The 25134-nt window shown below is 36.3% G+C and carries 13 protein-coding genes; 10 read left to right on the forward strand and 3 right to left on the reverse strand.

Annotated features, from left to right (window positions below; genetic code table 11):
- Positions 1–90: 90 nt before the first annotated feature.
- The 5 genes from BXY64_RS06805 to BXY64_RS06825 all read left to right on the forward strand — a co-directional run bounded on the left by BXY64_RS06805 (position 91) and on the right by BXY64_RS06825 (position 8969).
- A complete protein-coding gene (locus BXY64_RS06805) occupies positions 91–2082 on the forward strand; it encodes a protein-disulfide reductase DsbD family protein (RefSeq protein ID WP_120239779.1) in 1992 nt (663 codons plus the stop codon).
- 376 nt (positions 2083–2458) lie between these two features.
- Entirely contained in the window at positions 2459–5260 is a 2802-nt protein-coding gene (locus tag BXY64_RS06810; protein WP_120239146.1) for a M16 family metallopeptidase, read from the forward strand.
- A 140-nt stretch (positions 5261–5400) separates the two neighbouring features.
- Positions 5401–6681, forward strand: coding sequence for an L-cysteine desulfidase family protein (locus tag BXY64_RS06815; RefSeq protein ID WP_120239147.1), 1281 nt, complete (start codon positions 5401–5403; stop codon positions 6679–6681).
- A gap of 52 nt (positions 6682–6733) precedes the next feature.
- On the forward strand, positions 6734–7690 hold the full coding sequence (trxB, locus tag BXY64_RS06820) for a thioredoxin-disulfide reductase (protein ID WP_211334423.1): 957 nt from the start codon (positions 6734–6736) through the stop codon (positions 7688–7690).
- Between the two features lie 166 nt (positions 7691–7856).
- A complete protein-coding gene (locus BXY64_RS06825) occupies positions 7857–8969 on the forward strand; it encodes a PLP-dependent cysteine synthase family protein (RefSeq protein WP_211334424.1) in 1113 nt (370 codons plus the stop codon).
- A 487-nt stretch (positions 8970–9456) separates the two neighbouring features.
- On the opposite strand, the gene yccS is transcribed toward BXY64_RS06825, so the two are convergent.
- Positions 9457–11604: a YccS family putative transporter gene (gene yccS / locus BXY64_RS06830; RefSeq protein WP_120239149.1), complete on the reverse strand. Its 2148-nt coding sequence runs from the start codon at positions 11602–11604 to the stop codon at positions 9457–9459.
- A gap of 370 nt (positions 11605–11974) precedes the next feature.
- On the reverse strand, positions 11975–12613 hold the full coding sequence (locus BXY64_RS06835) for a hypothetical protein (RefSeq protein ID WP_120239150.1): 639 nt from the start codon (positions 12611–12613) through the stop codon (positions 11975–11977).
- A 670-nt stretch (positions 12614–13283) separates the two neighbouring features.
- Here BXY64_RS06835 and BXY64_RS06840 point away from each other — a divergent pair.
- The 3 genes from BXY64_RS06840 (at position 13284) to BXY64_RS06850 (ending at position 20274) form a co-directional block, all read left to right on the forward strand.
- Positions 13284–13505: a hypothetical protein gene (locus tag BXY64_RS06840; RefSeq protein WP_120239151.1), complete on the forward strand. Its 222-nt coding sequence runs from the start codon at positions 13284–13286 to the stop codon at positions 13503–13505.
- Positions 13506–14050: 545 nt separating this feature from the next.
- Positions 14051–16861 (forward strand): PAS domain S-box protein, encoded by a 2811-nt coding sequence (locus BXY64_RS06845; protein ID WP_120239152.1) that lies wholly within the window; start codon positions 14051–14053, stop codon positions 16859–16861.
- An 845-nt stretch (positions 16862–17706) separates the two neighbouring features.
- A complete protein-coding gene (locus tag BXY64_RS06850) occupies positions 17707–20274 on the forward strand; it encodes a DUF3857 domain-containing protein (RefSeq protein WP_120239153.1) in 2568 nt (855 codons plus the stop codon).
- A gap of 174 nt (positions 20275–20448) precedes the next feature.
- Here the strand turns inward: BXY64_RS06850 and BXY64_RS06855 are convergent, their stop codons facing one another.
- Positions 20449–21480, reverse strand: coding sequence for a DUF4421 family protein (locus BXY64_RS06855; RefSeq protein WP_120239154.1), 1032 nt, complete (start codon positions 21478–21480; stop codon positions 20449–20451).
- Positions 21481–21924: 444 nt separating this feature from the next.
- Here BXY64_RS06855 and BXY64_RS06860 point away from each other — a divergent pair, with 444 nt between their 5' ends.
- On the forward strand, positions 21925–22629 hold the full coding sequence (locus BXY64_RS06860) for an NUDIX hydrolase (RefSeq protein WP_120239155.1): 705 nt from the start codon (positions 21925–21927) through the stop codon (positions 22627–22629).
- A 167-nt stretch (positions 22630–22796) separates the two neighbouring features.
- Positions 22797–25127, forward strand: coding sequence for a glycoside hydrolase family 3 N-terminal domain-containing protein (locus BXY64_RS06865; RefSeq protein ID WP_120239156.1), 2331 nt, complete (start codon positions 22797–22799; stop codon positions 25125–25127).
- The last annotated feature ends 7 nt before the right edge of the window (positions 25128–25134 follow it).

The following is a 25134-nucleotide window of genomic DNA, read 5'->3' on the forward strand; positions in this document are numbered from 1 at the left end:
GTTAAACCAAAAAATAATCAACTAATCAACCCAACAGGTTGGAATCTTATAAAAATAAGCTTGCAATCAGTTAAGACTAAAAAGAAACAGATGAAAGGTAAAATTACAATTCTAGCCATTTTAATGATGGTTTTTAGTGGACTTTCTTTCGGGCAGATGATAGAGCCTACCAAGTGGAAAGTGGAGTTTTCTAAGAAAGATGTAAAAGTAGGAGACGAATTAGATGTTGTTTTTAAGGCAACGATTGACAAAACCTGGCACGTTTACTCGAACGATTTCGATGCGGATTTAGGTCCGATCTTGATCACTTTCGAATTTGCAGCAAATTCAAGTTATGAAAGAGTAGGAGAAGTAAAGCCGGTTAATGCTCACAAGAAGTATGATGAAGTTTGGGATGGTGAAGTAAGTTACTTCGAGAATGAAGGAGAGCTACGCCAAACCATTAAGGTAAAAGAATTGCCTCTTCATGTTGCCGGTACTTTCGAATACCAGACTTGTTCTGATGAAACCGGACAATGTGTTATGGGTGATGACGAGTTTGATTTGAAAATTGGTGAAGCAAAAGAGAAAGCTACTGTAGCAGTTGCTTCTTCTGATAGCAATGATAAGGAAAGCAAAAAAGGCTTATGGGCAATTTTTATTGCAGCATTTGTAGGTGGATTACTTGCGATTGTTACTCCTTGTGTATTCCCAATGATTCCAATGACAGTAAGTTATTTCATGCACTCAGGTGGTGGCAATAAAGCAAAAGGTAGAATGAATGCTTTTTTCTATGGTTTCTCTATTATTGCAATTTATACTGTAATTGGAACAATTTTGGCAGTAGTAATGGGGCCTGATTTTGCAAATTTCCTAAGTACTCACTGGGTTCCAAATATTTTGTTCTTCTTGATATTTGTGATTTTTGCCTTTTCATTCTTTGGAATGTTTGAAATTACTATGCCAAGCTGGATGGTGAACAAATCAGTGGCAAATGAGGATAAAGGTGGTTTCATGGGATCTTTCTTCATGGCATTTACTTTGGTTCTTGTATCGTTCTCATGTACTGGTCCAATTGTAGGCTCAATTTTGGTAGCATCAGCAGGTGGTGAAGTATTGATGCCAATCATAGGTATGTTAGGATTCTCATTAGCATTTGCATTACCATTTACATTGTTTGCAATTTTCCCAGGATGGTTGAATAATCTTCCAAAATCAGGTGGATGGTTGAACTCTGTAAAGGTTGTATTGGGTTTCTTGGAATTGGCACTAGGTTTAAAATTCTTGAGTGTTGCCGATCAAACTTATCACTGGGGAATTTTGGACAGAGAAGTTTATATCGCAATCTGGATTGTAATCTTTACATTATTAGGATTCTATTTGTTAGGAAAACTAATGTTTGCTCACGATAGCCCATTGAAGAGTATTAGTGTACCACGTTTGATGTTGGCAATTGCTTCATTCTCATTCGTTGTGTATATGATTCCGGGTATGTTTGGAGCTCCATTGAAAATGTTATCAGGTTTTACGCCTCCTCAAGCTACTCATGACTTTAATCTAAGTCAAATTGTACGTGATAATGCAGGTGGTGGATCAGTTCATAAAGCAAGCCATAAGGCAAAATACGCTGACTTTTTACATTTACCTCATGGATTGGAAGGTTATTTCGATTATGATGAAGCTTTAGAAGCATCGAAACGTGAAGGAAAACCAATTTTTGTAGATTTTACTGGACATGGTTGTGTAAACTGTCGCGAAATGGAAGCAAATGTATGGTCCGATCCGGCAGTATTAAAAAGATTACAGGAAGACTTTATTATAGTTGCTCTGTATGTAGATGATAAGAAAAAATTACCAGAAGAAGAATGGTATGTATCTGAATACGATGGTAAGAAAAAGAAAACCATTGGGAAGCAAAATGCAGACCTTCAGATTCGTAAGTACAATGTAAATGCTCAGCCATATTACGTACTTCTTGATGGAGAAGGTAATGATTTAACTACACCAACAGCTTACGATTTAGATGTAAATAAATTTGTGAAATTCCTTGATGAAGGAAAAGCAAACTTTAAAAAAAAAGTAACAGCTCAGAACAATAAGTAGAGCTATTATATAAAGGTAGTTTAGATTAGTTAGTGAAGTTTTCATTTTGTGAATGAAAACATGGTTAGTAAGGATAGATATTGATAGCAGGAGGAAATCTCCTTCTGTTATCAGATCTATAAAAACTAAGGCTACCAAAATCAAAAATTACAACAACAAATACTAGTTAGTGGTTACGAGCAGGGCAGTAAAGAACTTTACCCCAATATCTGATCTATAAACTCCCTGCTCACACCCTTTTATCATTAGAAAACCAATTACCAAAAAAAACAGTTTTTAATTGAGAACATACATGTTTTGTAAACTCATTTAAGAATGTTGTCTCGGACGGGCAGAACTCTCGAAATGATTTTGAGAAAAACTAAAAAACAACAAAATGAAGAAATTCTTATCCTTACTCGTAATGAGTGTGATTTTGTTCTCTGGTAATTTTAGCCAGGCCCAAAATACTACAACAATTCCTTTAAACCCTAAGGTTAAGCATGGTAAACTTTCTAATGGAATGACCTATTACATAATGCACAACGAAGAACCTAAAGACCGTGCAAGTCTTTACTTTGTGCAAAACGTAGGTGCAATCTTGGAAGAAGATGCACAAAATGGTTTGGCTCACTTCCTGGAGCACATGGCATTTAATGGTCTTGGAAATTTCCCGGGTAAAAACATGTTGAACTATCTTGAGAAGAATGGTATCAAGTTTGGTAGAGATATCAATGCTTATACAGCTCAGGATGAAACGGTATATAACATCAGTAACCTTCCTACTGGTAATGAAAATTTAATAGATTCAGCTTTACTTGTTCTTCATGATTGGTCGGGAGGATTGTTATTGGAAGCTGATGAAATTGAATCGGAGAGAGGTGTAATTCACGAAGAATGGAGAACCAGAAGAAATTCTCGTTTTCGTATCAATTCACAAACCCGACCTGTAATGTACAACCATTCTCAGTATGCCAAGCGCGATGTAATTGGTGATTTGAATGTGATCGATAATTTTGAACACAAGCAATTGCGCGATTATTATCACAAATGGTACCGTCCGGATAACCAGGCGGTAGTAGTAGTAGGTGATTTTGATGTGGAGAAAGTTGAAGCAAAAGTGAAGGCTCTTTTTTCAAATATTCCAATGCCAAAAAATGCTGCCGAAAGAGTATATTACCAGGTAGAAGATAGCAAGGAGACACAATACGTATTAGCAAAAGATAAAGAAGCTAAATCCGTTTCTATCAATTGGATCTTCCGCAAGCCAGCTTATACTACACGCGATGAAAATTACATGCGTGAGAGTTTGGTACAAGGTATGTTCAATACCATGTTGAACAACCGCTTGAAAGAGTTGATGCAAAATCCAGAATGTCCTGCAGTGGGAATGCAAGTAGGTAATTTCGGAATGTGTCGTACAAAAGAGGCCAATTATCTTTATGTAGCTCCTAAGGAGAATAGAGAAATTGAGGCGTTCGAAACATTTATGACTGAATTTGCCAGAGTTCAACGTTTTGGCTTTACTGAGTCAGAATTGGAAAGAGCAAAGACTTCCTTTTTAAGAAGTTATGAATCATACCTGCAGGGTAAAGATAAAATCTCAAACGAAGATTGGGCTCAAACTTTCCAGAAGCACTATTTAAGTGCTAATCCTGCTCCTTCAGTAGAATGGGAAGTAGAATTTGGACAAAAAGCGATTCCATCTATCACTTTATTGGAAGTAAATGCTATGTTGAAAAACTATGGAAATATCAACAATAGTGTTTTTGCATTGAGTGGTCCTGATAAGGAAGAAATCAAATACCCAACAAAAGAGGAACTGTTTGCTTCTGTTAAAAAGGTGATGACTTCAAATATTGAAGCTTATGCTGATGAAACAGGTGATGCGCCATTGGTGACAGATGAATTAAGCGACAAGAAATTTGTATCAGAATCACTTGTAAAAGGTACCGATGCAAAACTATATACATTAGAGAATGGAGCACGTGTAGTTGTTTTGCCTACAGATTATAGTAAGGATGAAATCTTATTCAGCTCATATAGTTTTGGGGGTAGTTCATTACTTGAAAGAGAAGATTTAGAATCTGGAGATGTTGCGACAATGTTAGCGAAAATCTCAGGAGTAGGTGAATTCAATGCCATTCAGTTAAGAAAGAAATTGACAGGTAAGATTGCGGGTGTAAGCCCTGAATTGGGTTCGTTTACTGAAGCTTTCTCAGGATCAGCTTCTCCAAAGGATTTCGAAACCATGTTACAGTTATTGTATCAGTATTTTGAGCATCCAAGATTCGATGAGAATGTATTCCAGGCACAAATGGGAGCAATCAAAAACAATCTCCAAAATGTAAAAGCTGATAATGGGAAAGCATTACAAGATACAATTGGACAGATGATGGCTAACCACCATGAACGTGCATTGATGTTCAATGAAGAGTTTGTAAGCAATATCGATTTTGAAAAGGCTAAGGAAATCTATTTGGACCGATTTAAAGACGCAAGCGACTTTACATTCCTATTTGTAGGGAATATCGATGAAGAAAAGCACTTGCCTTTAATTCGTAAATATATTGGTAGTATTTCTTCTGAGAATCGTGAAGAAAACTGGATTGACAGAAAGGTTCGTATGCCAGAAGGAAAATCTCAGAATATTTTCGAAAGAGAAATGCAAGTGCCAAAAACAACAGTATTCCTTTCTCTTAAAAATGAAATGAAATACAATCTTGAAACAAGAATGTATGCAAGAGTTGTTGCAGAATTGCTTTCGAAAAGATATATGGAAACCATACGTGAACAAGAAGGAGGAACCTATGGTGTTGGTGTTCGTCCATCAATTAGCAAGCGTCCATACGAAAATGTTGGTATCTCAATCAATTTCGATTGTGGTCCGGAAAAACAAGAAAGATTAAGAGAATTGGTTTACCAGGAAATTGATGCCATTGTAAAAACAGTTAATGAAACCGATCTTGAAGAAATCAAGAAAAACTACATAAAGAACAGAGCTGAAGCAGTAAAAGAAAACAGCTTCTGGTTGAGTGTAATTCAATCATCATTAATGAATAATGAGCCAATTACTGATACTGAATCTTACAATAATCTTGTTGAAAGCATTAGTGCTAAGAAAGTAAAAGAATTTGCTAAAAAATTATTTAAGAAATACGATTCTGTAGAGGTTGTAATGAACCCTAAAGATTTGTAAAACAAAATCAATAGTCTGTTTTGGTTTAGTTTTGGATCGGTCGGAGGTAAGGGGCCGGCCGGTCCGTTCTTTCATCTAACAACAATTAACCACCCAAAAAACAAAAACAAACAACTAACATTTAATTTTAACTCTAACTAATGAAAGAAGTATTCTTGCAAAAGCTGAAGGAGGAATTCGTTCCAGCTCTTGGATGTACAGAACCTGTAGCAGTTGCTTATGCAGCAGCTAAAGCTCGCGAAGTCTTAACATTACAACCAGAACGCATTGAGTTCTTTGTAAGTGGAAACATTTTAAAAAATGGAATGGGCGTAGGAATTCCTGGTTCGGGTATGGTTGGATTAACCATTGCCGGAGCACTAGGAGCTTTAGGTGGTGATCCAACAGCGGGACTTGAGGTATTGGATGGCATCAGCAATGATGTTATGGATATGGCAAAATCTTTTGTCGATGAAGGAAAAGTTTCAGTTGATGTAAAGTATGATGTACCTAAATTATACATTGAGTGCATTTGCCACAGTGGTGATAATACAGGCCGAGTAATTATTCAAGACCGACATACAAACATTGTAACCATTGAAAGAAATGGAGAGGTAGTTTACAGCAATGCATGCGATTCCGATGATAAAGGAGGAGCTGACTTCTCTCAATGGAGCTTTGAAAACATTTACAATTTTATCAATACAGTAGATATTTCAGAGATCCGTTTCATCGAAAAAGGAATCAAACTAAACAAATCGATTGCTGAAGAAGGATTAAAAGGAAACTATGGCCTTCAGGTTGGCAAGTCGATGTTGTTAAATATCAAGAAAGGTTTATTGTCTTCTGATATCATGAACCGTTCAATCATGTTAACTGCAGCTGCTTCTGATGCTCGTATGGCAGGCAGTACCATGCCGGTAATGTCGAACTGTGGCAGTGGTAATCAGGGGATTAGCGTTACACTTCCTGTTGTTGTTGCAGCGGAAGAGTTAGAGGTAGAGCACGAAAAATTATTGCGTGGTCTTGCTTTGGCACTATTAACTACGATCTACATGAAATCATTTGTAGGTCAGTTGTCTGCTTTGTGTGGCGTATTGTTGTCAACAGCAGGTGCCGGATGTGGAATTACCTACATTATGGGTGGAGATTTCCAACAAATCGGAATGACCTTAAAAAACATGACGGGTAGTGTAACAGGTATGATTTGCGATGGTGCAAAATATGGCTGTTCACACAAGATTTCGGCAAGTGTTAGTGCTGCCATTCAATCCTCTTTATTAGCAATGAACCACAATGTGCTAAATGGAATGAATGGTATTATTGATGATGATGTTGAAGCAACAATCAGAAATATTGGTCGCCTGGCAAACGAAGGAATGGAAGTTACCGATGAGGTAATTCTAAAAACCATGTTGGAGAAAATGAAAAAAGTATCATAAGCTACACCTGAATATTTTTATTAAAATTGGGGTGATAAAATATTGATTTAAGATGGATGTGAAAGAGAATAATATTGAAAAAGTAAAGTGTTTGATTATTGGTTCAGGACCTGCAGGTTATACTGCAGGAATTTATGCTTCGAGAGCTAACTTGAACCCTGTAGTTTATGAAGGATTGCAACCAGGTGGTCAGTTAACAACCACTACTGAGATTGATAACTTTCCTGGATACCCGGAAGGAATTAGTGGTCCTGTAATGATGGGAGAGCTAAAAAAGCAAGCTGAAAGATTTGGTTGCGATTGCCGTTGGGGAATTGTTACGGATGTTGATTTTGAGCAAAGACCTTATAAAGTAACTGTTGATGGTAAAACTGAAATAGAAGCTGAATCGGTAATTATTGCAACAGGAGCAACTGCCAAGTATTTGGGACTTGAAAGTGAAGAGAAATTTAAAGGTTCTGGTGTTTCGGCATGTGCTACCTGTGATGGATTTTTCTATAGAGGAAAAGATGTTGCTGTAGTTGGTGGTGGTGATACTGCTTGCGAAGAGGCTTCATATCTTGCCGGACTTTGTAACAAAGTGTATTTGGTGGTACGTAAGGATCATTTGCGTGCTTCGAAAGCGATGCAGGAGAGAGTTTTCAAAACAGAAAATATCGAAATATTATTCGAACACAATACGAAAGAATTAACTGGAGATATGGGAGTTGAAGGCTGTACTTTGATTAAAAAAGCTGGTACTCCTGAAGAAGAGGAAGTGAAAATTGCTATTGATGGATTTTTCTTGGCAATTGGACACCATCCAAATTCTGATGTCTTCTCAAAATATGTGAATACTGACGAGCAGGGTTATATTTTAACAGAAGCAGGGACTCCTAAAACAAATGTTAAAGGTGTATTTGCTTGTGGTGATGTTCAGGATCCTGTATATCGTCAGGCTATTACTTCTGCAGCTTCTGGATGTCAGGCAGCTATGGAAGCTGAAAGATATTTAGCTGAATTGAACTAATAACGTCTTTCATAATTTAAGTGTAAGTTTCAGCAAAGCAGGCAAGCTCGCCAATTTATTCAGACATGTTAAAACGAGCTTGCCTCTTTTTTAAGAAACATAAAAGATAAAGAGATCCTATAAGATTGAATATGTTTAACTACTAAATAACTAACCTAACAAAATGATGACAAATCCCCTAAGCAAAAGAATTGTAGGTATTTCCAGTTTGATTGGGAATACGCCTTTATTGGCTATTGAGTTTACTTACAAAGGAAAAACTCGTACCATTTATGCCAAGGCCGAATACCTGAACATGACAGGTAGTATTAAGGATAGAATGGCATTTCATATTCTGCAAAAAGCCTATAAAAGCGGAGCTTTAAAAGAAGGTGATCGCATTATAGAAGCAACCAGCGGTAATACAGGAATTGCCTTTTCAGGAATTGGTCGTGCAATGGGCCATCCTGTTACGATTTATATGCCCGACTGGATGAGTCAGGAAAGAATTAACCTGATGAAAAGCTATGGTGCAAACATACAACTGGTAAGCAAAGAGGAGGGGGGATTCCTTGGAAGTATTGAGATGGCTAACAAACTAGCCGAAGAAGATGAGCATACATTTTTGCCACGTCAGTTTTCCAACTGGGACAATTGTGAAGCACATTACAACACAACCGCTCAGGAATTGTGGTGGCAATTGAAATACAGAAACCTGGTGCCTGATGCATTTGTCGCAGGTGTTGGAACAGGAGGAACTGTGATGGGAGTTGGTAAATTCCTAAAAGAACAGAATTCTGAAATCAGAATTCATCCTCTTGAGCCATCTAATTCACCAACCATGTCCACAGGATATAAAGTAGGAAAGCATAGAATTCAGGGAATTTCCGATGAATTTATTCCTTCCATCGTAGAGTTGGATAAATTGGATGAAATTGTAAGTGTTGATGATGGTGATGCAATTGTGATGGCACAAAAACTTTCTTCTGTATTGGGTATTGGAATTGGCATTTCATCGGGAGCAAACTTTTTGGGAGCACTTAAAATTCAGGAAGAATTAGGTCCAGATGCCGTGGTGGTAACTGTGTTTGCTGATGATAACAAAAAATACCTGAGTACCGATTTAATGCGAGAAGAGCCAGTAAAAGAAGATTTTATGGCTCCTGGAGTAGAGCTTCATAAGTTCCGTGCATTCAAACGAGTTTGTCACACTTGTTGTGATCCTACCGATTGTGTAGAAGGAAATTATCATGATGCATATGAAATGGTAAAATTACCATATTGTCCAAGAAGAAATTAATTAATCTAATTTCCATATCTTAAGCCTCTGTCCTAAAAGACAGAGGTTTTCTTTTTTTATTTATCCTCAAGCCGGATGGGCTGTTCTTTTATCATTGCTATAAAAGAACCAAAAGATCTAGACGTCAAAAATTTCGTTACCCATTACGACTCAAGGTCTAAACAGAATAATATTCTCTCGTACCTCGTTCATGGAATTATGTTCTTAACGACTTTTTCATCTATGGGGCCCAACAAATTTTTGAATGTCACATTTTCTGCAGGTTTTTAACTTAAAATCCTTGGGTTAAAACCCAAGACAAATTGATTTATTCTGCACAAAGCATTTCCTATGTCCTCTGCTTTTGCTGAGGACTTTAATGTCTACATTTGTTTGGTTTCAGATGTCAGGGCTGTTTTTGTCATTCATTACTCATGTAATCGTGAATTTTCAATAATACTTTGCGCTCTATTCTGTTTTAATGCTTTGCGTCCTTTGCGTGAAATATTTATTCAACTTCAATTTGCGAGGCTTTTTGTGCCAATTGCTGTGTTACTTCCGCAATATTGTAAAGCAACACCAACTTTTGTCGATGAGTCCCCCTTTCTGTATTTTCCAGAGTATTCCCCAATTTTTCCAAAACAGTCTCAAGATCTTCATAGGGGCAATTCGAATCGTTTCTTCTTAATGATTCAGCAACTACCAAAAGTTCCTTTTCCACCTCCTGGTACATCAACTGCAATTCCTCATTCATATAATCAGGAATGTTACGGTGTGCACCTAAAGCCGATAAATAGGAAAGCAATGCATGGTTGAGATAGGTAATGGAAAATGCTCTTTTTTGCATTTTCTGCTGGCGTTTTGGTTCCAGTTTCATTCCCCTCCAAGCCATAGACAGAGCATTGTCAGCCTGATGAGCCTGGTATCTTGAAATTCTATAAGTCAGCAAATCATCCTCGCTGGGTGCTTTGTGTTCCAATAAAATCTGATTAAAGTAGGTGTGATTTTTCTCTACTGCACTTGCCAGTAGGTTCGGAAGTTGTTTGTATTGCCAATCGGGCCACATGAAACGAACCACGATAATGGCCAGCAATGCTCCAATTACCGTATCTATTATTCTTGGAATCATTACCACAACGCCCTTATCAGCAATCAAGTTAAAAGCTGCGATCACAAATATGGTAACAAAGATTACCGAAACAGCATAATTGTTTTTCAGCCAGGCAAAGAAAAAGTAGGCGGCAATTAACAATAGAACCACTTGTCCTCCAACAGTAGGAAGTATTTGAACAATACTAACCCCAAGTACCACACCTGTTATGGTTCCCAGGATTCTCTGGAATAGTCTTTGCCTGGTTTCGCTATAGCTAGGCTGACACACAAATAAACTGGTTAATAAAATCCAGTAACCTTTTTCGATATCAAAAGCCAGCATCAAAAGGTAGCCGATAAGGAAACAGGTAGACAAACGGATGGCATATTTGAATTTTGGATGGTTCCAATTCAGTTGATTGGTAAAGCGTTTCCACAAACTACTTGAATCCTTGTCAACTCTAGGCAATAAACCAGAATCCACATTAAAATTCATGTTTTGTAAGGAAAGATGTGACTGATTAAGGTTCTGAAGAAGCAAACCCAAATCATTTTTGTTCTCATTCTTCTTAATCACCTTTAGTTGTGCTTGAATGGCATTGATGGTCCACTTTAAGGAAATGGGATGATGATATTCTGTTCCCATCAACAGGCTTTTCGATACTTCGTGTGCAGCCAGTGATAATTGTAACATCAACTGTCCCAGACCTTCTAAAACCTCTCGATTGTCAGCATCGGCACTTAATAAGTCGTAACGTTCATGACTCGAAGCAGCTCTTTCGTGAAGACTTTGTAATAGAATAAACTTGTGAAGGTACGGACGAAGTTGATTCTCATCATTCATCGCATCGCCATAACTGTTCAAAACATTTTTACAACGGCCAATAGAGTTTACCACCTTAACATTTAAGGAAGCCAATCCTTGCCTGGTCTTTTTCTGTATGGATTTATCACTGGGAAATAATTTCGATTTTTCTTTTAGATACAAAGAAAGATTTTCGAAACCATCGGCCAATTGTTCCTCTAACAGTCGTGCTGGGTGTAAATACAGCAAGATCAATGACAATAATCCATAGCACAGTGCACCTGTAGGCAATAAAATGATTTGAGCATACCAATTGGGTGTAATTTCGGCTCCCAGCATGGTATAAATGGCTACAAGCAAAGCTCCAAAGGTAATGCCTCGGTATCGTTCGCCCAATCCACCAACCAGGATAAAGGTGATGGTAGATCCTACCAAACCAATGCCAAACAGAGTGGGGTAGGGCAGCAAAATCTCGACCGAAGCAGAGGAGATCACAAAACTAAGAATAGTAAGCAGCAAGGCTTTAACCCTTCCCTTAGGATGGTCATCGGTTTCGGATAAGGCACCAGCCAGTGCACCCAAAGCCAAAGTTACTCCAATAAAAGCCATATTGAAGATTACAAATGGAATCAACAAAGCTCCCATAGCCATGGCAGCCTTAAGGGCCAATAACCTGTTGGGATATCGCCACAGGTTCTGTATCCAGAATTCGTACCATTGTTTGCCTTGAAATTGGGTAACTCTTAATTTGTTTTGCATGGATCGAACAATTTGAGGAGGCAAAGATACAAACTCAGATTGGGAATAAAATTTTAATTTTTAGAAGTGTTTGATTCAGTTGAAATTACAAACGATTGCAAGAAGAAATATAATAATTATACCGATTGTGAAAATATATGAGCCACTGCTTCGCAAGCTCACGCTGTCTAATATTTTTTACATCGACATAATACGATTTGCTATAATGGCTCATTAAATATTACATTAGGTATTACTGGTAGAAGAATTTTAAGGATGAATAAAAAATAAAAAAGAGGCCGACTCAAAAGAAATGCCTCTTTTGGGTCAACCCACTTACTAAAGAATCGAATTCAAATGATTACAAAACAAATCACAGTTATGCTATATCTTATTTTATGGCCTCCAGAGTAATGCTTTCCACATTTGATTTTTGCCCAACCATTTTTCCTTTGTATATGAAATAGGCGTAATAACTCCTGGTTTCTGGTTTTTTAGGATCCATACGAGCTTTGGGATCTTGCCAATTATGACGGGTAAGGGTTTCCTCGTATTCTCTTACTTCATCGCCATAGCTAACTGTACAGAACAAACGAATACCATCGAATATCGATTTTTTGAATTTAATTTGAGGAGCACCCGATACCAAATCAATTTCCAATTCAGGTCGCTGTGTATCGGTATCGATAATGCGTTGAATAGGATTAAGTCCCAAATCCTCAAGAATGGCAGGAGTACAAATTGGATTGTTCACCAATTCTTTTCTGAAGTCACGAACTACACTTACACAATTGGGATGCTTGATTTCATACTCTTTGTTGGTAGAACGCGATTGAGCTTTAATAATGTTTTTCTTCTCGCTCAATGCCTTGTCATCCTGAAGTACCTTTATAATTTCGGCAATTCTCTCAGCAGGAATACCTAGTACCTCTTGATAAACAGGAAGCTTGGCAATGAGGTTTTCGCCTTGAGCATTAAAATCCTCCTCAGCTTTTGAAATGTAATCACTGTTTACTTTGACTTGTGTCATGACATTTTTTTTTAGGTTTTACATTAATATTTTGTTTCTTAAATCTTGTTATAATAAAGTTGGTGTGTATTTTTATAAATGTCAATGATTTTTGCATAAAAAATTTCATTAATCATGAAAAAAGGTTTTTAAGTCCAGTAAAAGCTGCCATTAGAGGAATTAGTGTTCGTGTGAAATATTTTTGAAAAAGAAGGAGAAATCATTTATCCGAGCTTCCAAACAGGTATTCTTAAACTCCGCGAAATGCATATGATAACTAAACTATATGAAATAGATCAATTTTTACATCTTTTTTATTATTCAGAATGGCGGAAGTGTCAATAAATACGGGTTGTGTTCACTTTTTGTGGAAGAATGTTCATTTTAGGAAGAATTTTTAAATTTAGATATGGTTTTATACAAGTGTTGAAAAATACTTCTGTAATATCAATTAAAATAGAGGTTGTGTGGAATATGATATTTCTATATTTATTCATTAAGTTTATTGAAAATTTTAGGGGATAAGTACATTTTTCCTCCAAAAAGTCAAAATATCTTCTCCAAACAGATTTTCGAAGGCTAAAAAAATACTTCTGGAGCTTAGGAAAAGCTGTCTGGAAAAATTGTTAGAGCCAGCGGAAGTTCAAAACAGCATAACTGGTGTTCGGAAAAGTTCTGCAGACTTTAAAAAATGCCCAAAGGAAGTTCAGAAAAGCTGTTCGGAAGCTCCGTTGGCCTTCGCGGAAGTTCAAAAAAGCATATCGGAAGTTCAGAAAAGCTGTCTGGAAGTTCCGTTGGCTCTAGCGGAAGTTCGGAAAAGCTGTTTCTAAAGTCAGCTGGCTCTAAAAAAAGTTCCGCAGGACCTAAAATGTTTTCCGAAAGTACGATTTTATCTTCTGTTGAATCGTTTTAAGTTTATAGATGGGATAATGTTTGTTTTTGGGGTAGTATTGCCGAATTGGTGATGTCTATTTTATATTAATATCCTTTCTTATAATTCGTTCTTTTCTTATGTAGGAAAATCATCACCATGCCTCTCAACTGGTGCATAGTAAAAGTCATTAAGTTAGCAGATTTCGCCCCACGCTTATCCTTTTATTCTCTAATGGGAACAGTACACAGGTCAAAGCCTCTTTATGGTTTGGGGTAATTTTGGCAATGTTTATTAAAAGAATGCAGCCTTAACTTAATGACATTAGTTGTGCAGTTCTATTGCCTTCTACTTTATGAATTCCATTACACAAGCGTAATGATGTCTCAATTAGGAATATTGATAACATTTTGATATTGGGTTTCTATATTTGATTTAGTATTCTAAGTTATCACTGAAACTGTTATGTATTATTTTGCGTACAAAATGTAGTAAATAAAGAATTTAGAGTAGATACAAATAATTGAACTAGAGTTTTCGCATTTGGATTTTTAGTATTTTAAAAGTGACCAATAAAATTTTAATAAATGTTCCAATTACAAGCAGAGTATTCCGTTCTTCCTAAATGGCAAAAGCTTCTTAATCTGATTAGTTTAAATTTTCAATTGCCAGTAGCACTAATTATGAGATTGGATGGTGATTGGATTGAGGTTTTTATGAAATGTAACAGTGCGGAAAACCCATACATCCTTGGTCATAAAGAGAAGCTGGATGGTTTGTATTGTAATGAAGTGATTCTCTCTCAAAAAAAACTATTAGTGCCCAATGCACTTAATGACAAGGATTGGAATAACAATCCAGATATAGCTTTAGGATTAATTTCTTATTTGGGCTATCCATTGTTCTATCCCAATGGAGATGTGTTTGGAACCCTTTGTATATTAGACAAGAAAGAAAATGCTTACTCGGATAAAATCGATAATCTCCTCAAGGATATTAAGAAATTGATTGAGTTGGATTTAAAAGCTTTTTATGAATATGATTACAAAAGAGAAGCATTAGAAGAAAAGATATTTAATACCGAGGGAATACTTTCCAATGAAACTTTATTAAAAACGGAATTGAGACTTAATGAAAAAGGTCAGTTACTAAATCAGCTGAAGAGATATCATACCAAGAATCTTACAGATGATCTCAACTATAAAAATCTGATTAGTAATTTGAAGTCTGCATTTGTAATTTTTAAGCCTGTATTTGATAAGAATGGGAATATATTTGATGCCGAATATATCGACATGAACACTTACAATGAAAAAATTATTGGTTTCAAAAAAAGTGAAGTGATTGGTAAAACGATTCTTGATGTTTTCCCTGAAACCGAAAAGGAGTGGTTCAATAAATTTACCACAGTGGTTGCCAATAATCATCATCTAAAATTTGAAATGTATCATTCTCCTTTGAAATCCTATTTTAATGTAAATGCTTTTCCTACTGATGAAGGTAATTTTGCAGTTGTTTATGATGATGTAACTGACTATGTTAATGCTCGGGAAAAAGAAGCTGTCAGTAACTTTAATTATAGGCAATTATTTGATAAGATAAACACTGCGATAGAAGTTTATACACCCATATATGATTTTAATGATCAGATTATAGACTTACGGTATGTGGACATGAATCCTTTAAATGAAGAAATTATACAATTACCAAGGCATAAAGTAATTGGAAAAACTTTAATGGAGGTTTTTCCAGGTACAGAGCCCGAGTTCTTTTCTCATTTTGATAAGATTAAAAAAGTTAACGAAACACATCAATTCGATATATTTTATGCTCCTTTAAATATGTATTTGTCTTGTTCAGTATTTAAATTGCAAGACAATACCTTTGTGCTTACATATAATAATATTACAGAACGTATTGAATCATTCAGGAAATTAAGAGAGAGTGAGAGAAGACATAAGGCAATTTTTCAGGATAGTGGTTCCATTATGCTATTAATTAACCCATTAAATGGAAAGATTGTTGATGCCAATCATGCAGCAATTAATTATACTGGATACCCCAGAGATGTATTGCTATCTATGAATATAGATCAAATTAATATTTCGAAAAAGGAGCATTTAGCAGAGGAAATGATGAAGGTTTCTAAGGGTGAAAAAAACTACTTCGAATTTCAGCATAGAATAGCTTCGGGAGAAATTAGAAATGTTGAAGTATATGCCAGTTCCTTTGAAGAGAATGGTTTAAAGCTACTTCACTCTATTATTTTCGATGTAACAGAAAAGAAGAAAGCAATGAGTGAATCACTTAAGTTTTCTGCAATAATTGAAAAAGCTCCCGTTTCAGTTGTTATTACTGATAAGGAAGGTGTAATCATCTACGCAAATAAGCAAAATGAGATTTTAACTGGTTACTCACCTAATGAACTAATAGGTAAAAAAACCAATATATTAAAATCAGGTAAAACCCCAATGGTTGAATATGAAAAATTATGGAATACCATTTTAAGTGGTAAAATATGGGATGGTGAGTTTTACAATAGAAAAAAGGATGGTAGTTATTATTGGGAACTAGCTACAATTGCACCAATTTACGATAAGATTCACGATCGATTAAACTTTGTAAGAATTGGGAAAGATGTTACAGAGCGGAAAGAAATGGAAATAGAGTTACTTCATGCTAAAGCGAAAGCAGAAGAAAGTGACCGACTCAAATCTTCTTTTTTGTCTAACCTCAGTCATGAAATTAGAACCCCTCTTAATGGTATTTTAGGCTTTTCAGATATGTTACAAGACGATAAATTGCCAAAAGAAAAGAGGAAGATGTATGGAGATATCGTAGATGCATCTGGAGAACAATTGTTGATGATTATAAGTGATTTGGTTAGAACTTCGGAGCTTGAATCGGGTACCCTAAGTATTAAAAATTCAATGTTTCAAATTAAAGAGTTACTTGAAGAGGTTAAAGATTTTCATTTTGAAACCTGTGCATCTAAAGGTGTTAATTTATTTATAAAACATGACTCATTTAGTTGTAATGATTTTATTTCAGATAGAAAAAGAATTCGACAAGTGCTGGATAATTTTATAAATAATGCAATTAAGTTTACTCAAGAAGGAAAGATAGAGTTGGCCGCAAAGCGTATCAATGGTAGTATTTTGTTTTCAGTAAAAGATACCGGTAACGGGATTTCTAAAGAAGATCAGAGAATAATTTTTGAAAGATTTAGGCAAGTTGAAGGCGATGACTCCATAGTAAATGAAGGTAATGGTTTGGGCTTATATATTAATAAGGAGATTGTAGAATTATTAGGAGGGGAAATATGGGTTGAATCCGAATTTGGACTTGGTTCGACTTTTAAGTTTACGGTAAAAAGAAGAGATAAGATCGATTTTTAGGGTTGTAAAATTGGAATCAGAGATTGTTTAAGGATTTTGATATATTGAAACTAGGATGATAAAATTTGGGTTTAAAATTAAGAGAGCAAGAATTCATTTCTTGCTCTTTTTACTTTTTAAGTAGTAATTTTTGATACAGATTATATGATACTTTCAATATATCAATTTAAATGTAGTAGTCCTACTATTCCATTATAGTTTAAATTTAAACTATATAATAATAATCTATTCAAAAAAAACTCTTTGGTGTTAAGGGCTAACCTTCTCCCTTTACAGTTCATCAAAAGGAACCAACATTGCTTTACTTTATCTAATTGCGGTTTTTAGGTTGTAAATCTTGCTTTGCGAAAGCAAACTCAGGGTATTGTATTACATTATAAATACATGAATTTTGAGTCGTAAATATATATTCCATAATAAAGAAGGGAGATGCTTTGTAAGTTTTTATCTGCAGAAGAATTTCATAATGCTTTGATTGATAAAATAAATGATATTGAATTTGGTAACCAAACTGATTTGAGTGAATTATAGGCTTGGTTTGCCCCATCATCTGCTTGGGATGATTTTGTTAGAGAGAAAGGAGAGTATTTAGGAAATAGAATTTTTACCAGATTAGATAAATTGAGGAAAGGAAATAAATAAACCACTGCTAGCGGGAGGTACCATTCATTTTAAATTCCATTGACTTTTGAACACCTAAACTTAGGCTTTGAATCATTCTATTTTATAAGAATTCAGCATATAAAATTTGAGTTGATCTATCAAACTAAATTTTTTTGATAAATTTAGGCCGCCTGTTTTTTTAATAAGGAAATGGGGAAATGTCATTCATAATTTTGTAATAAATGAAACTGATTCAACTCTTTTTGGTATTGATTTTCACCAGTCAGTCAATTCTATCACTAGCAACACCTACTTTTAAAATCAAATCTTCTCCTGCCTGGAAAACAAAAATTAAGTTCGATCCACAGGCACAAGCACATAAAAATGAAGGTTCGGTAAGTTACCTTTTGTTAGACTGGCAGGACAACGAGATCACCAAAGAGTACAATTACCGTTACTGCATGAGTTTGAATGATGAAGATGCGGTTCAGAGCAATTCACAATTGTATTTTACCTTCGATCCATCTTACGAGGAGCTCTACATTAACACCATTAAGATTTATCGAAATGGCAAAATCATCAATAAGCTCAGCCGAGATAAAATTGAACTCATGAGAAACGAGAAGAATGTGGAGCGTTACATTTATGATGGAAGCTATTCTGCAGTGTGTATTCTCGAAGATGTGCAAGTTGGTGATATTCTCGAGTATGAATACACCCTAAAAGGAGCCAATCCTATATTTAAGAATCATTTTTACAATTACCATAGTCAGGCGTTCAGTTCCAGAATTCAGCACATGTATTATCAAATGTTGCTGCCCGAGCATAAAAAATTCCAGGTGAAAAAGCTTTTTGGAGGGGTAGAGCCTATGCAAAGTACTAAAAATGGGATGCAGTCGATATTCTGGAACTTAAAAAATGTAGCTCCAATTTTTACCGATGAAGACAGTCCTTCATGGTACGATGCCTATCCGGCTTCAGAGATCAGTTCATTTCAGGACTGGAATGAGGTGCGTTCCTTTATGCAGGATCTTTATCCTATGGATGTGGTTTGTCCAAAGATCACACACTTTATTTCAAAGAAAAAATTCAGCGCCGATGAGGAAGGAGTAATTCAAATCATCCGTTTTGTACAGGATGAAATCAGGTATCTGGCCATGAGCAATGGCGTAAATTCACACAAACCACATCATCCCGAAAAAGTATTCGAACAACGATTTGGCGATTGCAAAGACAAGTCGTACTTGTTAAGCTATATGCTTAAAGAAATAGGAGTGGAAGCCTGGCCAGCCATTGTAAATACCAAGGCCAGAAGATATGTCGATCGTTATGTTGCTTCCCCTTTTGCCTTCAACCATGTGATTGTAAAAATCAATTGGAAAGGTAAAACCTATTGGGTCGATCCCACCTATAACAATCAAAAGGGAGGGATGGATCAATTGCTGAACCCACAGTATGGAAAAGCATTGGTGATCGATAAGGACAAAACCATTTGGGAAAAAATTCCTGAAATTCAGACCAGCAAAGTAGTGATTAACGAAAATTTCTGGATTACCGATAGCATTTCAAAAATTCGATATGATGTAGTTAGCAATTTCAGCGGACAAATTGCCAATACAAGAAGAAGTTGGAACTTGGGTAATTCCCTGGCAGAAAATAAGGATGCCTATTTGGATTATTGTACTCGCTACTACGAGAATATGAGCTGGAAACACGACTCGGCTCTTATTTTTCGTGACAATCAGAAAGAGAATACCTTCACCATCATCGAAAAATATGAAATTGAAAGTTTGTGGGAACATAGGGGTGCAGACAGTTTAGAACTGTATTCCAGTTATTTTCCTTACAATATGTACGAGTTTATGAACTCTACCAACGATAAGGTGAGAAATGCACCGCTGCATATTACTCATCCAATTGATGTAGAACTGAAAATAAACCTTCACTTTCCAAAACACAAGCAGGTTGCTTTTGCAGAAGAGAGGGACAGTGTGGTGAATGATATGTTTAAATTTCATTTCGATGTGTCAAATAATAGGCTGTCCAATTTTGTAACCCTTACCTACAAATACAAAAGTTTACAAGATCATGTACCTGTCGAAAAATTAAAGGCTTACTATAAGGATTACAATCGGGTGTCCGACAAATGTGAATATCCTGTGCAGTGGGGAATGGATGCTGATCCTAAATTCAAAATCTTTGGTCCTGCGGTCTTTATGGCAGTATTATTGATTATTGCCCTTTTCTTTTTGATTCGAAAACTGTACAATTGGGATACCATTCCAGAGAATCCATTTGGTCCGGTTCAGGAGACCATTGGAGGTTGGTTGGCCTTGGTAGCTTTAGGCCTTTATGTAACACCAATATCAATAGTTTATTTGATATATGATTCAGGCTACTTTAGCCAGGCAGTATGGGATGGCTTTATTACGCAGTATGGCAACCAGCCTTTTTTGGCCGGAGGATTTTACTTTTTTGAGTTGCTTTATAATCTGGCCACAATTTTCTTTGCCATATTCCTGATTGTATTGATGCATCAGAAAAGAACCACTTTTCCAAAACTATACATCTATTTTAGAGTGATTGTACTTGTGGGATTATTTGCTGATAACATATTGGGTGCGGAAATTATTGGTTCCGACGCCATAGATAAAAAGGAGTTGACTAGAAGTATAGTAGGTGCAGCCATTTGGATTCCGTACATGATGAAATCCCAGAGGGTAAAAGAGACATTTGTGAAGCGACTTGGTAAAAATAAAACACAGCCAGAAAAAACAGAAGAATTACAAGCCTCTGAAGAGTTGGTATAAATGAAAAGTTTATACGTTTTCTGGGGACAATTTTTTATTATATTTCCTTTCAGCTACCATGTGAAACGAAGTTCGATAAAATCAATCCTTTCGCGTGGTACTGTAATAAAGTCACACGAAGGGATGCGTGCGACAGCGAGGGAGAACCTTTATGATGACTTTGTATGCAAAATGCTAGCCTTTGCCTTTCTTTTTAAATAGATTGGGAGCATTGAATCGTATTCCAAAAAAGATGTGATAGAAAACATTTGTCTCTGTATTCCTGGCAGTGGTATTTTCTTGTTTGAACCAAGTATCAGAAAGGGTGGTGAAAACTCCTGTATAAAACTTACTGCTGTTATAGCCCATTCCAATTTTACAATCAGCTCTTAACAAGAGGTTATTCTGATTCGTAACAAAATTTCCACCTTCTGTGCGTGTGGTAAGTTTGGTATTTAGGTAACCAATGCTCGCAAGCATTCCTATGGAAGCATATATTTTCTCTTTAAGTACAAATGTATGTGCATATCCCGGTCCGATATGAAACTCTATGTTTTTTGATTTCTGCGTATTTACTGAATTGGACTTATCGTTGATCCGGTAATACTCGAAATTGAAAACAGGCATAAAACTCCCTGCACTTTTCAATTGGCGCTCTGTTTGGGTGGTTAAACTGCGTAAAGAGAATTTTGAGTTGTGAATATAGCCCGATGAAATGGATACTCCTTCGTAATTTAAATCAGGAAATTGGATAAAGGCATCTCCTTTTGTCCAGTTGATATAATCATCGGTGTTTTTAAGATAATAGCCTTGAACTTTTGAGTAGGTGATATTCGAAAACCAATTTTTAAATACCAAGGCTGCATCAAGTTGAAATGCTGTTGTCTCGCCTTTTGAATCATTGTCTCCATTGCCTGGCAAAAAATCAGGAGCAAATTGAACGCCCAATGAAATGAATTCATAGTGTAGTTTCAGGCGCAAGTTGTTGGGAGTATTTGGGTAAAGAATGGTTTTGTTTGAGGGAGTTTCAACCCGAAATGTTTCATATGAATTATTGAATGAAATATCAGCGGCAATTATGCCATTCATTTTCTCTATCCAACCCTCTTCATAAATATTACTTAGCGTATCTGATATTTGCGCTTCAGCCTTCAAGAACAGTATTGTAAAAACTGCACTGATCAGTGCTATTCGAATAAAATAGATCTTTTTTGCTGCTTCGCACATTCCTTTAAAATTATTTTGCTACCAATAACCAAAGATTACTCCTATACAAGATATTAAAAAAACCGATAGCGTGAGCTTGTGGTTTCTGATTTGCGTAGACAGGAAGTTATGCGTGGAAAATTTAAATTTTAAAGTCCTGAAATGAGCAAAGTACCCCAAAAGTACATCCATATACTGATGAACCATAAGTTGGCAAATTCAATAATTTTATTCACTAATAATACGATCACCTTTGTTTTGTAATCATTCGGCTATAGGTATTGTTTTAAGATAAGTTTCCAAAAAAGAACCCAGTTTATACCATGTTGAATTCTAAGTAAACTATGGTTTCAGCATGATCAGCTTAATTTGAAGAGAATAATGTGAAGCAATTGAAGATTGTATGCTTTTAAATTTTTGTAGGAAAAAGCAAACATGCCAATTGCAGGCTAAGAATTAAGCGGAATGGAATGTGCGATATTTAGGGGGATAATTTCAATTGAAAGTGTGGTGTTGCGTTACCACAAAAATGAACTTCAGGTTCTTGTTGATGAAAGAGCTGTGACACAAAACAGGGGCAATTCAGAAAGAGAAAACAATGCTTTTATTGCAGCTCAAATTACTGAACAAGCAAAATCACTTCATGAAATGGTAAGTGAAAACCTCAAGGAATTAATTTCTTTTGAGAAGATATATGTTGAGCAGGTTCAAACACGGATTCAATCTCAGTTTCCGAAACATGCAAGAGACAAGTATGATAATAATTCTGAAAATGCTTCCAAACAACCCGTTGTAATTATCGGCTGCTGTGTATTGGTGGCCTCTTCGGAAAACAAAGAGGATCATGAGAAGGCAAAATGGGTTCCCGTATCTGATTCTGACGAATTTGAAACTGTTTTACATCCACTTTTACAAGAAGCGCTAACATTTCTGAATCGAAAAATTGAGCAGGATCCCATCGCATTTTATTTGTTACCTGAAAAATTTAGCCTGAATGAGTTACAGCAGGTATATGAAACGGTAACAAGCAGACGCTTGGATAAGAGAAATTTCAGGAAAAAAATAGCTCAACTACAATATTTAACTCCATTAAACGAAAAACAGAAAAACGTAAGGCATAAACCAGCAAGTTTGTACTGTTTTAATGGTAGTGTTTTTGAAAGAAATTAAGTCTGAATTGCAGTTGTAATTATTTTAAAGTTCTTGTTATTCAGATGGATGATCTGTTTTTTTTGAAATCAAATTAAGAACCTAGTTTAAACCTAAATGAATTTAGATTAAACCATGAATTTTGTGCCAATATCTATGTTTAGATTTTGATTTAAACAGTAGCAATAATGAAAAGAAACAAAAGGAAATTACTGGCAATATATTTGGTTGGTTGTATAGGCTTTTATTCATCATGCAAGAGTAAAAATGATGGAGAAGCGAACTATCTTAATCCAAATTTACCAGTTGATGTTAGGGTAGAAAATTTGCTGTCTCAAATGACTTTGGAGGAGAAGATTGCCCAAATGTGTCAGTATGTTGGGCCTGATCATATCAGGGAGGCAGAGATGGTGATGAGTGAGAAAGACCTACACGACAATGATGCAATGGGATATTACCCGGATTTGTCGGTAGAAGATCTGGAAGATATGACACGCAAAGGAATGGTAGGTTCGTTTTTACATGTGAAAACTCCAGAAGAAGCCAATCATTTACAAAAACTGGCCAGAGAAAGCCGATTAAAAATCCCGGTATTAATAGGAATTGATGCAATTCATGGAAATGCCTTAAATGTAGGAGCAACTGTATATCCAACGCCCATAGGAATGGCAAGTACCTGGGAGCCGGCTCTTGTTGAGCGTAGTGCTCGCGAAACCGCTCTTGAAATGCGTGCCATGGGTGCACAATGGGCATTTACTCCAAACATTGATATCGCTCGTGATGCTCGTTGGGGTAGAGTAGGTGAAACATTTGGAGAAGATCCACATTTGGTTTCAGAGATGGGAGTAGCCATGATTCAAGGAATGCAAGGGGATAATTTCACCGGAGAAGATAAGGTAATTGCCTGCGCCAAACATTTAATTGCTGGCAGCGAACCGGTAAACGGACTCAATGCTGCTCCTATGGATGTTTCGGAACGAACACTACGAGAAGTTTTTCTCCCTCCTTATCAGGCGGCTATTGATGCCAATGTATTCTCTATGATGGCAGCGCATAATGAACTCAACGGTGTGCCTTGTCATTCCAATCATTATATCATGACTGAATTGATGCGCAATGAAATGGGCTTCGAAGGTTTCTTTGTCAGCGACTGGATGGATATTGAGCGATTGGTAGATCTACACTTTGTTGCCGAAACTGAAAAGGAAGCCTGTTATTTATCGGTGAATGCAGGAATGGATATGCACATGCATGGGCCAAGATTTCACGAGCCTGTAAGGGAACTGGTTGAAGAGGGCCGACTAAGCGAAGAAAGAATTAACCAATCGGTGCGTAAAATTCTTGAGGCAAAGTTTCGTTTGGGCTTGTTCGAAAATCCTTTTACCGATTTGGAAATGGCCAAGAAGCAGATATTTGCCAAAGAACACCAGCAAACCGCTCTTGATATGGCACGAAAATCAATGGTCTTATTAAAGAATGAAGAGATACTGCCTATCAATACAACAAAATATCCAAGAATTCTGGTCACAGGACCCAATGCAAATAATCAAACGATTATGGGAGATTGGTCGGCAAAACAACCTGATGAAAATGTGCTTACAATATTTGAAGGCCTGGAACAGGAAGCGCCGGCAAACTGTAAATTAAGTTTTTACAATTGTGGTGAGACTTTATTGTCAATTGAAGATTCAAAAATTGCAAAGGCCGCATCACTTGCCAAAAATCATGATCTAACCATCGTAGTTGTTGGTGAAAATTCCATGCGTTACAAATGGGATGATAAAACCTGTGGAGAAAATACAGATCGTTCAAACATTCAGTTGCCAGGAAACCAACAACAATTGGTAGAGGCTCTGCACAAAAGTGGAAAGCCTGTTGTTGTGGTATTGGTAAATGGGAGACCTTTGGGAGTAGAATGGATTGCCAATAATGTTTCTGCTCTGTTGGAAGCATGGGAGCCCGGAAGTTTTGGAGGTCAGGCAGTGGCCGAAATTTTGTTTGGAAAGTTTAATCCAAGTGCAAAACTTCCTATTTCTATTCCACGAAATGCAGGGCAAATTCAAACCGTATATAACCACAAACCATCTCAGTATTTTCACAAATACAAAGCCGATGAAAGTAGTGCCTTATTTCCGTTCGGATATGGTTTAAGTTATACCAATTTTGAATACAGCAATATAAAACTGAGCAAAGAAAGAGTTAAAAAGAATGAAACTGTTCAGCTTTCAGTACAGCTTACCAATGCTGGGAATCGAAGAGGTGATGAAATTGTACAGCTTTACATTCGTGATGAGTATAGTTCGGTAACACGACCTGTAAAGGAATTGAAAGCTTTCAAAAAGATAGATCTTGCACCCAATGAAAGTTCAGTTCTGGAATTCGAGATATCGCCTAAGATGCTTGAATTCTATGATATTGATATGAATAAGAAGGTAGAAGCAGGCAAATTCATAGTAATGATTGGTGGATCATCACTTGATGAGGATCTTCACAAGCTGACCTTTGAAGTGATTGAATAGAAATTAC

It is taken from the genome of Marinifilum flexuosum (genome assembly GCF_003610555.1).
Taxonomy (GTDB): Bacteria; Bacteroidota; Bacteroidia; order Bacteroidales; family Marinifilaceae; genus Marinifilum; species Marinifilum flexuosum.

Excerpts from the sequence above, each read along its gene's own strand:
- BXY64_RS06815 (WP_120239147.1), top strand. The coding sequence starts at position 5,401 with ATGAAAGAAGTATTCTTGCAAAAGCTGAAGGAGGAATTCGTTCCAGCT.
- BXY64_RS06850 (WP_120239153.1), top strand. The coding sequence starts at position 17,707 with ATGAAACTGATTCAACTCTTTTTGGTATTGATTTTCACCAGTCAGTCA.
- BXY64_RS06840 (WP_120239151.1), top strand. The coding sequence starts at position 13,284 with ATGCCCAAAGGAAGTTCAGAAAAGCTGTTCGGAAGCTCCGTTGGCCTT.
- BXY64_RS06845 (WP_120239152.1), top strand. The coding sequence starts at position 14,051 with ATGTTCCAATTACAAGCAGAGTATTCCGTTCTTCCTAAATGGCAAAAG.
- trxB (WP_211334423.1), top strand. The coding sequence starts at position 6,734 with ATGGATGTGAAAGAGAATAATATTGAAAAAGTAAAGTGTTTGATTATT.
- yccS (WP_120239149.1), bottom strand. The coding sequence starts at position 11,604 with ATGCAAAACAAATTAAGAGTTACCCAATTTCAAGGCAAACAATGGTAC.
- BXY64_RS06865 (WP_120239156.1), top strand. The coding sequence starts at position 22,797 with ATGAAAAGAAACAAAAGGAAATTACTGGCAATATATTTGGTTGGTTGT.
- BXY64_RS06835 (WP_120239150.1), bottom strand. The coding sequence starts at position 12,613 with ATGACACAAGTCAAAGTAAACAGTGATTACATTTCAAAAGCTGAGGAG.
- BXY64_RS06855 (WP_120239154.1), bottom strand. The coding sequence starts at position 21,480 with ATGTGCGAAGCAGCAAAAAAGATCTATTTTATTCGAATAGCACTGATC.
- BXY64_RS06805 (WP_120239779.1), top strand. The coding sequence starts at position 91 with ATGAAAGGTAAAATTACAATTCTAGCCATTTTAATGATGGTTTTTAGT.
- BXY64_RS06860 (WP_120239155.1), top strand. The coding sequence starts at position 21,925 with ATGGAATGTGCGATATTTAGGGGGATAATTTCAATTGAAAGTGTGGTG.
- BXY64_RS06825 (WP_211334424.1), top strand. The coding sequence starts at position 7,857 with ATGACAAATCCCCTAAGCAAAAGAATTGTAGGTATTTCCAGTTTGATT.
- BXY64_RS06810 (WP_120239146.1), top strand. The coding sequence starts at position 2,459 with ATGAAGAAATTCTTATCCTTACTCGTAATGAGTGTGATTTTGTTCTCT.